This is a genomic window from Streptomyces sp. NPDC027672 (assembly GCF_055566335.1).
Genome location: NZ_JBVHSO010000012.1, coordinates 220332 through 232763, shown reverse-complemented (window position 1 = coordinate 232763; position 12432 = coordinate 220332). Strand labels below are relative to the sequence as shown.

General features: G+C 72.4%; 11 protein-coding genes. 7 read left to right on the top strand and 4 right to left on the bottom strand.

What is annotated here, in order from left to right; all coding sequences use genetic code 11:
• Nucleotides 1-39 precede the first annotated feature (39 nt).
• A complete protein-coding gene (locus ACZ4SV_RS27705; protein WP_365874368.1) occupies nucleotides 40-828 on the top strand; it encodes a phosphatase in 789 nt (262 codons plus the stop codon).
• A gap of 108 nt (nucleotides 829-936) precedes the next feature.
• Here ACZ4SV_RS27705 and ACZ4SV_RS27700 read toward each other — a convergent pair whose 3' ends face one another.
• The 4 genes from ACZ4SV_RS27700 to ACZ4SV_RS27685 all read right to left on the bottom strand — a co-directional run bounded on the left by ACZ4SV_RS27700 (nucleotide 937) and on the right by ACZ4SV_RS27685 (nucleotide 4490).
• The gene (locus ACZ4SV_RS27700) at nucleotides 937-1362 is read right to left on the bottom strand and encodes a hypothetical protein (protein WP_468007284.1); all 426 of its coding nucleotides are present in this window, start codon (nucleotides 1360-1362) and stop codon (nucleotides 937-939) included.
• Nucleotides 1363-1663: 301 nt separating this feature from the next.
• On the bottom strand, nucleotides 1664-2539 hold the full coding sequence (locus tag ACZ4SV_RS27695; protein WP_365874372.1) for an acyl-CoA thioesterase: 876 nt from the start codon (nucleotides 2537-2539) through the stop codon (nucleotides 1664-1666).
• 36 nt (nucleotides 2540-2575) lie between these two features.
• On the bottom strand, nucleotides 2576-3733 hold the full coding sequence (locus ACZ4SV_RS27690) for an acyl-CoA dehydrogenase family protein (RefSeq protein WP_468007282.1): 1158 nt from the start codon (nucleotides 3731-3733) through the stop codon (nucleotides 2576-2578).
• Nucleotides 3734-3893: 160 nt separating this feature from the next.
• Nucleotides 3894-4490: an SACE_7040 family transcriptional regulator gene (locus ACZ4SV_RS27685; protein ID WP_365874376.1), complete on the bottom strand. Its 597-nt coding sequence runs from the start codon at nucleotides 4488-4490 to the stop codon at nucleotides 3894-3896.
• Nucleotides 4491-4586: 96 nt separating this feature from the next.
• On the opposite strand from ACZ4SV_RS27685, the gene ACZ4SV_RS27680 reads away from it, so the two are divergent.
• The 6 genes from ACZ4SV_RS27680 to ACZ4SV_RS27655 all read left to right on the top strand — a co-directional run bounded on the left by ACZ4SV_RS27680 (nucleotide 4587) and on the right by ACZ4SV_RS27655 (nucleotide 12321).
• The gene (locus tag ACZ4SV_RS27680) at nucleotides 4587-6203 is read left to right on the top strand and encodes a carboxyl transferase domain-containing protein (protein WP_365874378.1); all 1617 of its coding nucleotides are present in this window, start codon (nucleotides 4587-4589) and stop codon (nucleotides 6201-6203) included.
• A gap of 11 nt (nucleotides 6204-6214) precedes the next feature.
• Nucleotides 6215-8146, top strand: a complete 1932-nt coding sequence (locus tag ACZ4SV_RS27675) for an acetyl/propionyl/methylcrotonyl-CoA carboxylase subunit alpha (RefSeq protein ID WP_468007280.1) — start codon at nucleotides 6215-6217, stop codon at nucleotides 8144-8146.
• Complete coding sequence (locus ACZ4SV_RS27670) at nucleotides 8143-9087, top strand: hydroxymethylglutaryl-CoA lyase (RefSeq protein ID WP_468007278.1); 945 nt, start codon at nucleotides 8143-8145, stop codon at nucleotides 9085-9087. The genes ACZ4SV_RS27675 and ACZ4SV_RS27670 overlap by 4 nt, the downstream gene beginning before the upstream one ends.
• Before the next feature lie 5 nt (nucleotides 9088-9092).
• Nucleotides 9093-10253 (top strand): acyl-CoA dehydrogenase family protein, encoded by a 1161-nt coding sequence (locus ACZ4SV_RS27665; protein ID WP_397939673.1) that lies wholly within the window; start codon nucleotides 9093-9095, stop codon nucleotides 10251-10253.
• Nucleotides 10254-10376: 123 nt separating this feature from the next.
• On the top strand, nucleotides 10377-11423 hold the full coding sequence (locus tag ACZ4SV_RS27660) for an ABC transporter substrate-binding protein (protein WP_468007275.1): 1047 nt from the start codon (nucleotides 10377-10379) through the stop codon (nucleotides 11421-11423).
• Between the two features lie 52 nt (nucleotides 11424-11475).
• A complete protein-coding gene (locus tag ACZ4SV_RS27655; RefSeq protein WP_397939670.1) occupies nucleotides 11476-12321 on the top strand; it encodes a siderophore-interacting protein in 846 nt (281 codons plus the stop codon).
• Nucleotides 12322-12432 lie beyond the last annotated feature (111 nt).

The window sequence follows — 12432 nt, the reverse complement described above, 5'->3', positions numbered from 1 at the left end:
CCGAGGACGCGCGCGGCACGCTGCCCCACAATGGGAGCCATGCCGATATCCGGGACACCCAGCCGCGCCCAGCTCGTCGACCATCTGGTGCGCACCCGTATCGCGGGGGACGTCGCCACGCCCCGCGAGAACAACCTCTCCCACTACCGTCAGCTCGCCAACGGTGTCCGCACCTTCTGGCTCGGCCTGGAGCTGGGCGACCGCTGGACGGACGAGCAGGACGTGCTCGCGGTCATGGCCGAGCGGGTGGGCGTCAACGACGACCCGGAGTACCGGCACGGGCAGGACACCATCGACCCGGAACTGACCGTGGACGCGCTGGAGCGGATGGCGGCCCGGCTGCGCAAGGCAGCCGCGGGCCGGCAGCGGGTGCTGTTCGCGACCGGCCATCCGGGCGGGCTGCTGGACGTGCACCGGGCCACGGCCGCCGCGCTGCGCGCCGCCGGCTGCGAGATCGTCGTCATCCCGGAGGGACTGCAGACGGACGAGGGGTACGTCATGCAGTTCGCGGACGTGGCCGTGCTGGAGCACGGGGCGACGCTGTGGCACACCCACTCGGGAGAGCCGATGCGGGCCATCCTGACCGGGCTGGAGCGCGCCGGGCGCGCGCTGCCCGACCTGGTGGTCGCCGACCACGGCTGGGCCGGGTACGCGGGACAGCACGGCGTCGACTCCGTCGGGTACGCCGACTGCAACGACCCGGCGCTGTTCCTCGCGGAGGCCGAGGGGACGGTGCAGGTGGTCGTCCCGCTCGACGACCACGTGGTCAGCCCGCGCCACTACGACCCGATGACGGCGTTCCTGCTGGCCGAGGCGGGTCTGTCCTGACGGTCCGCCGGGCTCTCGGCCTGAGCCCGGGAAACCCTGACTGAGCCCGGGAAAAGGGGGATGCGGCCCCGCGAACGGGGCCGCACGCCGTGTCGGATCCGGGACGGATCAGTGACCGCCACCGCCACCGCCGCCGTGACCGCCGCCACCGCCGCCGCCGTGACCGCCGCCACCGCCGCCGCCGTGACCGCCGCCACCGCCGCCGTGGTCGCCACCGCCGCCGCCGTGGTCGCCACCGCCACCGCCGTGGTCGCCACCGCCACCGTGGTCGCCGCCGTAGCCGCCGCCATGGTCACCGCCATAGCCGCCGTTGTCGCCGCCGTAGCCGCCGTTGTCGTAGCCACCGCCGTGGTCGCCGCGGCCGTAGTCGTCATCGTCGTTGTTCCACCAGCCGCCGTGGTTCTGGCTGTAGGAACTGTCGCCGCTGTGTTCCGAGGCGGCGGCCGTTCCGGCGGTGCCGATCGCGGCACCGCCGGCCAGCAGCAGGCCGGAGGCGGACAACGCGACAAGACGCCTCGTGCGCTGTGATCGCATGGGAATACCTTCCATCATCGTCTCTCGCGGTTCCCCGGAGGGAAGGGCGAGGTGATGGCCGTCGCCGCGGCTCCTGAGGAGGATGCGGCGCGGTCTTCGGGTGTCACCGCAGCGGCATGGAACGAAAACGGCTCTTCACCGACACCCTCACAGTCCACCCGTGCGTCTCGCGCCGGTCGGGTGCTGCGGCCGGGAGTCCGTTGGTCCGGAAACCCGGTTAAGGGGCATGCCGTTCACTGCGGCTTTCACTCCAAGAGCCTAGTCCCGCATGTGGCGCACGTCATCCGGAAGGGCGCATCCGTCACGGCTGTCTCGGCACGCGGACAACACCCTCCTGGATGACCGTCAGGGCGAGCCGTCCGTCCTGGGTGTATATCCGCGCCTGGCCCAGGCCGCGGCCGCCGTGCGCGGACGGCGACTGCTGGTCGTACAGCAGCCATTCGTCGGCCCGGAACGGCCGGTGGAACCACATCGCGTGGTCCAGGGACGCGCCGACGACATCGCCGACGGCCCAGCCGCCGCGCCCGTGCGCGAGCAGCACGGAGTCGAGCAGCGTCATGTCGGAGACGTAGGTGGCGAGGACGACGTGCAGCAGCGGGTCGTCGCCGTCCAGCTTGCCGTTGGTGCGGAACCACACCTGGGAGCGCGGCTCGCGCGGCTCGCCGTACCGGCCGTACGGCGGCTCGTCCGCGTAGCGCAGGTCGATCGCCTCGCGGGCCTCCAGGAACCTGTCGACGACCTCGGGCGCGAGGTGGCGGTAGCCGCGCAGCCGCTCCTGGGAGGTGGGCAGGGTCGCCGGGTCGGGCGCGGCGGGCATCGGCTCCTGGTGGTCGAGCCCCTCCTCGTACGTCTGGAAGGACGCCGAGAGGTGGAAGACCGGCTTGCCGTGCTGGACGGCGACCACCCGGCGGGTGGTGAAGGACCGGCCGTCCCGGATGCGGTCCACGGTGTAGACGATCGGCGCGCCCGGGTCGCCGGGGCGCAGGAAGTACGCGTGCAGGGAGTGGGCGGCCCGGTCGGCGGGGACCGTCCGCCCGGCGGCGACCAGCGCCTGCGCGGCGACCTGCCCGCCGAAGACGCGCGGGACGACGGCGGAGCGGGACTGGCCGCGGAAGATGTCCTCCTCGATCTGCTCCAGGTCGAGCAGATCGAGGAGGTCCTTGAGTGCCTGGCTCATGACGTGCAGGTATACCGCCCGGTCGTGACGGCGTCCTTACAGGCCCATGTCCTTGGCGATGATCGTCTTCATGATCTCGCTGGTGCCGCCGTAGATGCGGTTGACGCGGTTGTCCGCGTACAGGCGGGCGATCGGGTACTCGTTCATGTAGCCGTAGCCGCCGTGCAACTGGAGGCAGCGGTCGATCACGCGGTGCGCGACCTCGGTGCAGAACAGCTTGGCGGAGGCGGCCTCGGCGGGCGTCAGCTCGCCGGTGTCCAGCGCCTCCAGGGCGCGGTCGGCGACGGCCTCGGCCGCGTCCACCTCGGCCTGGCAGGCGGCCAGCTCGAACTTGGTGTTCTGGAAGTGGGCGACCGGCTTGCCGAAGACGGTGCGCTCCTGCACGTACTGCTTGGCGAACCGGACGGCGGCCTTGGCCTGGGCGTAGGCGCCGAAGGCGATGCCCCAGCGCTCGGAGGCCAGGTTGTGGCCGAGGTAGAAGAAGCCCTTGTTCTCCTCGCCGAGCAGGTCCTCGACCGGCACCTTGACGTCGACGAAGGCCAGCTCGGCGGTGTCGGAGGTGCGCAGGCCCAGCTTGTCCAGCTTGCGGCCGATGGAGTAGCCCTCGGACTTGGTGTCCACGGCGAACAGGGAGATGCCGTGCCGGCGGTCCTCGGCGGTGGGCGCGGAGGTGCGGGCGCACACGATCACGCGGTCGGCGTGGACACCGCCGGTGATGAAGGTCTTGGAGCCGTTGAGGACGTAGTGCGTGCCGTCCTCGCTCAGCCGGGCGGTGGTCTTCATGCCCGCGAGGTCCGAACCGGTGCCCGGCTCGGTCATCGCGATGGCCCACATCTCCTCGCCGGTGACGAACTTCGGCAGGTAGCGCTTCTTCTGGTCCTCGGTGGCCAGCATCTTGAGGTACGGCAGGGCGAGCAGCACGTGCACGCCGGAGCCGCCGAACTGCACGCCCGCGCGCGCCGTCTCCTCGTACAGGACGGCCTCGAACTTGTGGGTGTCCAGGCCCGCGCCGCCGAACTCCTCGGGCACGCTGATGCCGAAGACGCCCAGCTCGCCCAGCTTGTAGTAGAAGTCGCGCGGCGCCTGGCCGGCGGCGAACCACTCGTCGTACACCGGGACGACCTCGGCCTCGATGAAGGCGCGAAGGGTCTCCCGGAACGCCTCGTGATCCTCGTTGAACACCGTACGGCGCACGCCGCCACCTCCACGTACCTTGGCATGACTTCGGCATGTCTAAGCGCTTGCTCATCCACCGTACCGGCGAGTACGGAACCCCGTCCAGAGGGACCCGGCCGTAATGCGCGTCACGCCCGGCCGGGCACGCCCGCGGCGCGCCCGGCACCGGCACGGGCCGCTACCCCTCCCCCGCCGCCGCGAAGGCCCCGCGCGCCATCCGGTGCAGCAGGGCCGCCGTCGCCCCGCGGCCGGGCAGGGTGCCGGCGCGGCCGAGGTGCGGGGTGGAGTTGAGCAGGCCGAAGACCGAGTGGACGGCGGAGCGGGCGGCCGGTTCGGTCAGGCCCGGATACACCTCGCGGACCACCTGCACCCACAGCTCCACGTACTGCCGCTGGAGCTGCCGCACCAGCTTGCGGTCGCTGTCGCGCAGCCGGTCCAGCTCCCGGTCGTGCAGGGTGATCAGCGGGCGGTCGTCCAGGGCGAAGTCGATGTGGCCCTCGACGAGCGAGTCCAGGACCCGGCTCGCGGGCACCCCGTCGGCCTCCGCCAGCCGCCGCCGGGCGCCGGTGAGCAACTGGCCGCTGATGCCCACCAGCAGCTCGGCGAGCATGGCGTCCTTGCCGGGGAAGTGGCGGTAGAGACCGGGTCCGCTGATGCCGACCGCGGCTCCTATCTCGTCGACGCCGACCCCGTGGAAACCGCGGTCGGCGAAGAGCCGCGCGGCCTCCTTGAGGATCTGCTGGCGGCGGGTGGGGGCGTCGGTTCTGCTGGCCATGCCGACAATTCTAGACAGCGAGGTTAGCGCTCGTTAACCTAGAGGAAATGGTTAACGCTCATTAACAGGTCGAACACCGGGTGAGGGGACCGCAGGATGCACGAGGCACCGGAGCTTCAGAGCGCGGCAGATCCCGCGTCGGAGGGCTGGCGGGCCAATGAACGGGCCCATCTCGCCCTCGTCGAGGAGCTGCGCGGCAAACTGGCCGCGGCGGCGCTCGGCGGCGGCGAGCGGGCGCGGGCGCGGCACACCGCGCGCGGCAAGCTGCTGCCCAGGGACCGGGTGGACACCCTGCTCGACCCGGGCTCGCCCTTCCTGGAGCTGGCCCCGCTCGCGGCCGACGGGATGTACGACGGGCAGGCCCCGGCCGCCGGCGTGATCGCCGGGATCGGGCGGGTCTCCGGACGCGAGTGCGTGATCGTCGCGAACGACGCCACCGTCAAGGGCGGCACGTACTACCCGATGACGGTCAAGAAGCACCTGCGCGCCCAGGAGGTGGCCCTGGACAACCGGCTGCCGTGTCTGTACCTGGTCGATTCCGGCGGCGCCTTCCTGCCGATGCAGGACGAGGTCTTCCCCGACCGGGACCACTTCGGCCGGATCTTCTACAACCAGGCCCGGATGTCGGGCGCCGGCATCCCGCAGATCGCGGTCGTCCTCGGCTCCTGCACGGCGGGCGGGGCGTATGTGCCGGCGATGAGCGACGAGGCCGTGATCGTCCGCGGCCAGGGCACGATCTTCCTCGGCGGCCCGCCCCTGGTGAAGGCGGCCACCGGCGAGGTCGTCACCGCGGAGGAGCTGGGCGGCGGCGAGGTGCACTCCCGGGTCTCCGGAGTCACCGACCACCTCGCGGAGAACGACGCGCACGCGCTGCGGATCGCCCGGACCATCGTGTCCACGCTCCCGGCCCGGCCGTCCCCGCCCTGGGAGGTCCGGCCGGCCGTCGAGCCCAAGGTCGACCCGTACGGCCTGTACGGCGCCGTCCCGGTCGACTCCCGCACCCCCTACGACGTCCGCGAGATCATCGCGCGCGTGGTCGACGGCTCCCGGTTCGCCGAGTTCAAGGCCGAGTTCGGGCAGACCCTGGTCACCGGTTTCGCGCGGATCCACGGCCACCCGGTCGGGATCGTCGCCAACAACGGCATCCTGTTCTCCGAGTCCGCCCAGAAGGGCGCCCACTTCATCGAGCTGTGCGACCAGCGCGGCATCCCGCTGCTCTTCCTCCAGAACATCTCGGGCTTCATGGTCGGCAAGGACTACGAGGCGGGCGGCATCGCCAAGCACGGCGCCAAGATGGTCACGGCGGTCGCCTGCACGCGCGTGCCGAAGCTGACGGTGGTGGTCGGCGGGTCGTACGGCGCGGGCAACTACTCGATGTGCGGCCGGGCCTACTCCCCGCGCTTCCTGTGGATGTGGCCCAACGCCAAGATCTCCGTGATGGGCGGCGAGCAGGCCGCGTCCGTGCTGGCCACCGTCAAGCGGGACCAGCTCCAGGCGCGCGGCGAGGAGTGGCCGGCCGAGGAAGAGGAGGCGTTCAAGGCGCCGGTCCGCGCGCAGTACGAACGCCAGGGAAACGCCTACTACGCCACCGCCCGCCTCTGGGACGACGGCGTGATCGACCCGCTGGACACCCGTCAGGCCCTCGGTCTCGCCCTGACGGCCTGCGCCAACGCGCCGCTGGGAGAGCCCCGGTTCGGCGTCTTCCGGATGTGAGGAGGGGAACCGTGTTCGACACAGTACTGGTGGCCAACCGGGGCGAGATCGCCGTACGCGTGATCCGTACGCTGCGCGCGCTGGGCGTGCGCTCGGTGGCGGTCTTCTCCGACGCCGACGCCGACGCGCGGCACGTCAGGGAGGCCGACACCGCGGTGCGGATCGGTCCGGCGCCGGCCGCCGAGAGCTATCTGTCGGTGGAGCGGCTGCTGGAGGCCGCCGCCCGCACCGGCGCCCAGGCCGTCCACCCCGGGTACGGCTTCCTCGCCGAGAACGCGGGCTTCGCGCGCGCCTGCGAGGAGGCCGGGCTGGTCTTCATCGGCCCGCCGGCGGACGCGATCGCGCTGATGGGCGACAAGATCCGGGCCAAGGAGACGGTCCGGGCGGCCGGGGTGCCGGTGGTGCCCGGCGGCCGCGACCCCGAGCTGGCCGAGGCCGCCCGCGAACTGGGCGCGCCCGTGCTGCTGAAACCGTCCGCCGGCGGCGGCGGCAAGGGCATGCGCCTGGTGCGGGACATGAGCCGGCTGGAGGAGGAGATCGCCGCCGCCCGCCGCGAGGCCCGCGCCTCCTTCGGCGACGACACCCTGCTGGTGGAGCGGTGGGTCGACCGGCCCCGGCACATCGAGATCCAGGTGCTGGCCGACGGCCACGGGAACGTGGTGCACCTCGGCGAGCGGGAGTGCTCGCTCCAGCGGCGCCACCAGAAGATCATCGAGGAGGCGCCGAGCGTGCTCCTCGACGAGGAGACCCGGGCCGCGATGGGCGAGGCGGCCGTGCAGGCGGCCCGCTCGTGCGGCTACCGGGGCGCGGGCACGGTGGAGTTCATCGTGCCGGGCAGCGACCCCTCGCAGTACTACTTCATGGAGATGAACACCCGGCTCCAGGTGGAGCACCCGGTCACCGAACTGATCACCGGGCTGGACCTGGTGGAGTGGCAGCTGCGGGTGGCGGCCGGGGAACGGCTCGGCTTCGCCCAGTCCGGCGTCACGCTCACCGGGCACGCGGTCGAGGCCCGGATCTGCGCCGAGACCGTGTCCGTCAAGGAGGGCGCGCGTGGCTTCCTGCCCTCCGGCGGCACGGTGCTGCTGCTGGACGAGCCCCGGGGCGAGGGCGTCCGCACCGACTCCGGGCTCAGCCGGGGCACCGAGGTCGGCAGCCTGTACGACCCGATGCTGTCCAAGGTGATCGCCTACGGCCCCGACCGGGAGACGGCGCTGCGCCGGCTCCGGGCGGCCCTGGCGGAGACGGTCACGCTGGGCGTGCCCACCAACGCGGGCTTCCTGCGCCGGCTGCTGGCCCACCCGGCGGTGGTGGCCGGCGAGCTGGACACGGGCCTGGTGGAGCGGGTGATGGACGACCTGGTCCCCACGGACGTACCGGAGGAGGTGTACGAGGCGGCGGCCGCCGTCCGTCTGGAGGCGCTGCGCCCGCGCGGGGACGGCTGGACCGATCCGTTCTCGGTGCCGAGCGGCTGGCGGCTGGGCGGCACCCCGAAGCCGCCCGCGTTCCACCTGCGGGCCGGCGAGCCGGTGACGTACACCCCGCGCGGCACCCACACCGTCACCGGCGACCGGGTCGACGTCACCCTGGACGGCGTCCGGCACACCTTCCGCCGCGCCGGCGACTGGCTGGGCCGGGACGGCGACGCCTGGCACGTCCGCGACCACGACCCGGTCGCCGCGTCGCTGGGCGGCGCGGTCCACGCGGGCGCCGACTCGCTCACCGCCCCGATGCCCGGCACGGTCACGGTGGTCAAGGCGGCCGTCGGCGAGGAGGTCACCGCGGGCCAGACCCTGCTGGTGCTGGAGGCGATGAAGATGGAGCACGTCATCTCCGCCCCGCACGCCGGCACGGTCGCCGAGCTGGACGTGACGCCCGGCGCCACGGTCGCCATGGACCAGGTGCTGGCCGTGGTCGCGCCGCACGAGGAGGCGGCCCGGTGACCGCCCCCGGACTGCCCATGGCCGTACCGTCCCCGGAGCTGCCCGCCCGGGTGCGGATCCACGAGGTCGGCGCGCGCGACGGGCTGCAGAACGAGAAGGCGGCCGTCCCGACGCCGGTCAAGGCGGAGTTCATCCGCCGGCTGGCCGACGCGGGCCTGACCACGATCGAGGCGACCAGCTTCGTGCATCCCAAGTGGGTGCCCCAGCTCGCCGACGCGGAAGAGCTGTTCCCGAGGGTCAGGGACCTGCCGGGCGTCGCCCTTCCGGTGCTGGTGCCCAACCGGCGGGGCCTGGACCGGGCGCTGGCCCTCGGCGCCGACCGGATCGCCGTGTTCGCCAGCGCCACCGAGTCCTTCGCGAAGGCCAACCTCAACCGGACGCTGGAGGAGTCGCTCGCCGTGTTCGAGCCGGTGGTCCGGCACGCGAAGGACGCGGGCGTGCGGGTGCGCGGCTATGTGTCGATGTGCTTCGGCGACCCGTGGGAGGGCCCGGTGCCGCTCCCCCAGGTGGCGCGGGTCTGCACGGCCCTGCGGGACATGGGCTGCGACGAGCTGAGCCTCGGCGACACCATCGGGGTGGCCACCCCGGGCCACGTCCGCGCGCTGCTGTCCCTGCTGAACGAGCAGGGCGTGCCGACGGACGTGATCGGGGTGCACTTCCACGACACCTACGGCCAGGCGCTCGCCAACACCCTGGCCGCCCTCCAGCACGGCGTCACCACCGTGGACGCCTCCGCGGGCGGGCTCGGCGGCTGCCCGTACGCCAAGTCCGCCACCGGCAACCTCGCCACCGAGGACCTCGTCTGGATGCTGCACGGGCTCGGCATCGAGACGGGCGTCGACCTCGGCCGCCTGACCGCGACCAGCGTGTGGATGGCCGAACAGCTGGGCAGGCCCAGTCCGTCCCGTACCGTCCGCGCTCTCTCCCACAAGGAACAGTGATCAGCATGGACCACCGTCTCAGCCCTGAGCTGGAGGAACTCCGCCGTACGGTGGAGGAGTTCGCGCACGACGTCGTGGCGCCGAAGATCGGTGACTTCTACGAGCGGCACGAGTTCCCGTACGAGATCGTCCGCGAGATGGGCCGCATGGGCCTGTTCGGGCTGCCGTTCCCGGAGGAGTACGGCGGCATGGGCGGCGACTATCTGGCCCTCGGCATCGCCCTGGAGGAGCTGGCCCGGGTGGACTCCTCGGTGGCGATCACCCTGGAGGCGGGCGTCTCTCTGGGCGCCATGCCGCTGCACCTGTTCGGCACCCCGGAGCAGAAGCGGGAGTGGCTGCCCCGGCTGTGCGCCGGCGAGGTGCTGGGCGCGTTCGGGCTCACGGAGCCGGACGGCGGCAGCGACGCCGGGGCCACCCGCACCACGGCCCGCCTGGACCCGGACACCGACGAGTGGGTGATCAACGGCACCAAGTGCTTCATCACCAACTCGGGCACGGACATCACGGCTCTGGTCACGGTCACCGCCGTCACCGGCCGCAAGCCGGACGGCCGGCCGGAGATCTCGGCGATCATCGTCCCGTCCGGCACCCCGGGCTTCACGGTGGCGCCGCCCTATTCGAAGGTCGGCTGGAACGCCTCCGACACCCGCGAGCTGTCCTTCCAGGACGTCCGGGTCCCGGCCGCCAACCTGCTCGGCGAACAGGGCCGCGGCTACGCGCAGTTCCTGCGCATCCTGGACGAGGGCCGGATCGCCATCGCGGCCCTCGCGACGGGCCTGGCCCAGGGCTGCGTGGACGAATCGATCAAGTATGCGAAGGAACGTCACGCCTTCGGCCGCCCGATCGGCGCCAACCAGGCCATCCAGTTCAAGATCGCCGACATGGAGACCAAGGCCCACACGGCCCGCCTGGCCTGGCGCGACGCGGCCTCCCGCCTGGTGGCGGGCGAGCCCTTCAAGAAGGAGGCGGCCGTGGCCAAGCTGCACTCCTCCACGGTCGCCGTCGACAACGCCCGCGACGCCACCCAGATCCACGGCGGCTACGGCTTCATGAACGAGTACCCGGTGGCCCGCATGTGGCGCGACTCCAAGATCCTGGAAATCGGCGAGGGCACGAGCGAGGTCCAGCGCATGCTGATCGCCCGAGAACTGGGCCTGACGGGCTGACACGGGCCGCGCCCGCGGCGGCCGGAGACCGGTGCCCGCCCCTGGACTTCTACTGAGGTTAGGCTAACCTACCTTGGAACGTGTCCGGCGGGCGCTTCGCCCCGGTCGAAAGCAGTCATACCCATGTCCCATGCCCGTGCCACCCACCTCACCCGCCGCGGACTGCTCGCCGCAGGCGGCGTCCTCGGCCTCGGTGCCGCGCTCGCCGCCTGCGGGGACGGCGAGGGCAAAGACGGCGGGTCCGGCGCGGGCTCGGGGGCGGGCGCCTCGGGTCCCTGGTCGTTCAAGGACGACCGCGGTACGACCGTGAAGCTGGACAAGGTGCCCGCGAACATCGTCGCGTTCACCGGTGTCGGCGCCGCGCTGTACGACTACGGCATCCAGGTGAAGGGCGTCTTCGGCCCGACCAGGACCAGCGCCGGCAAGGCGGACGTCCAGGCCGGCGACATGGACATCAGCAAGGTGACGGTCCTCGGCAACACCTGGGGCCAGTTCAGCATCGAGAAGTACGCCTCGCTCGCCCCGGACGTCCTCATCACGACGATGTTCGACGGCGCCGGCACCCTCTGGTACGTGCCCGAGGAGTCGAAGGACAAGATCGCCCGGCTCGCGCCCAGCGTCGGCGTCTCCGTCTACGACCGTCAGCTCACCCGGCCGCTCCAGCGCGTGTGGGACCTCGCCGAGTCGCTCGGCGCGGACATGAAGGCCGCCAAGGTCACCGACGCCAAGAAGCGGTTCGAGGCCGCCGCCGCCCGGCTGCACGCCGCCGCCAAGGCCAAGCCCGGCATCAGGGTGATGGCGGGCAGCGCCAGCGACCAGCTCTTCTACGTCTCCGGCAGCAACCTCTCCGTGGACCTGGAGTACTTCAAGGCGCTCGGCGTGAACTTCGTGGAGCCCCCGGAGAGCGCCAAGAAGCAGGGCGGCGGCTGGTACGAGTCGCTGAGCTGGGAGAACGTCGACAAGTACCCGGCCGACATCATCATGATGGACGACCGCACCTCGGCCATCCAGCCGGCCGACATCACCAAGGCCACCTGGAAGAAGCTGCCGGCGGTCAAGGCCGGCCAGGTGATTCCCCGCTCCCCCGAGCCGATCCTGTCGTACGACAAGTGCGTGCCGCTGCTGACCCACCTGGCCGAGGCCCTGGAGCAGGCCGAGAAGGTCGCCTGACCTCGGGCCGAAGCCCCGACAACGCCCTGAACCATCCCCTCAGGAGCCACACATGACGACGGCCGTAGCCGCCCCGTTCCGTTTCTTCCCCCTTCAGGTCGTACGGACGAGGCGGCTCGGCCCGTCTCTGCTCCGCATCACCTTCACCGGTCCCGACCTGCACGCCTTCCACTCCGCCGGGCGGGACCAGTCCCTGTCGCTGTTCCTGCCGCAGCCGGGGCAGAGCGAGCCCGTCGTGCCGCTGGAACTGGGCGACGGCTGGTGGCAGGGGTGGCGGGAACTCCCGGACACCGTGCGGGCCGTGATGCGCTCGTACACGCTGCGGGCGCTGCGGCGCGACCCGGACGAGATCGACATCGACTTCGCCCTGCACGGCGTCGGCCCCGGTGCCTCGCTGCCGGCCGGCCCGGCCTCCCGCTGGGCCGCGCGGGCCGCCGCGGGCGACCGGGTGCTGCTGCTCGGGCCGGCGGTCGCCGACAACCGGGCGATCCGCTTCCGCCCGCCCGAGGGGACCGATCTCGTCGTCCTGTGCGGCGACGAGACGGCCGTACCGGCCGCGACCGCCATCCTCGAAGCGCTGCCCGCCGGCACCCGGGTGCGGGCCTGGCTGGAGGTGCCGCACGCCGGGGACATCCAGGACGTGCGCACCGCGGCGGACGCGGAGATCACCTGGCTGGTGCGGCACGACGGCTCCCCCGTGGCCGTGGACGCCGTACGGGCCGCCCGGCTGCCGGCCGCCGAGCGGCCGTACGTGTGGATCGCCGGGGAGTCCGGCCAGGTGAAGGCGGCGCGGCGGCACTTCGTCGGCGAGCGCGGGGTGGACCGGCGGTGCGTCACCTTCGTCGGCTACTGGCGGCAGGGCATGACGGAGGAGCAACTGCGCGCCGCGGGCGGGTGACCCGGCGCCGCCCGGCGAAAGCCCGGCGAAAGGGAGGGGCGTGCCCTGGTCAGATCAACTTAGGTTAGGCTAACCTAAGTTATCCGCTCCGGACCGTCCCTCGGAGGATCC

Coding starts and splice junctions, on each gene's coding strand:
- ACZ4SV_RS27655 (WP_397939670.1), top strand. CDS start 11,476: ATGACGACGGCCGTAGCCGCCCCGTTCCGTTTCTTCCCCCTTCAGGTC.
- ACZ4SV_RS27660 (WP_468007275.1), top strand. CDS start 10,377: ATGTCCCATGCCCGTGCCACCCACCTCACCCGCCGCGGACTGCTCGCC.
- ACZ4SV_RS27705 (WP_365874368.1), top strand. CDS start 40: ATGCCGATATCCGGGACACCCAGCCGCGCCCAGCTCGTCGACCATCTG.
- ACZ4SV_RS27680 (WP_365874378.1), top strand. CDS start 4,587: ATGCACGAGGCACCGGAGCTTCAGAGCGCGGCAGATCCCGCGTCGGAG.
- ACZ4SV_RS27695 (WP_365874372.1), bottom strand. CDS start 2,539: ATGAGCCAGGCACTCAAGGACCTCCTCGATCTGCTCGACCTGGAGCAG.
- ACZ4SV_RS27685 (WP_365874376.1), bottom strand. CDS start 4,490: ATGGCCAGCAGAACCGACGCCCCCACCCGCCGCCAGCAGATCCTCAAG.
- ACZ4SV_RS27700 (WP_468007284.1), bottom strand. CDS start 1,362: ATGCGATCACAGCGCACGAGGCGTCTTGTCGCGTTGTCCGCCTCCGGC.
- ACZ4SV_RS27665 (WP_397939673.1), top strand. CDS start 9,093: ATGGACCACCGTCTCAGCCCTGAGCTGGAGGAACTCCGCCGTACGGTG.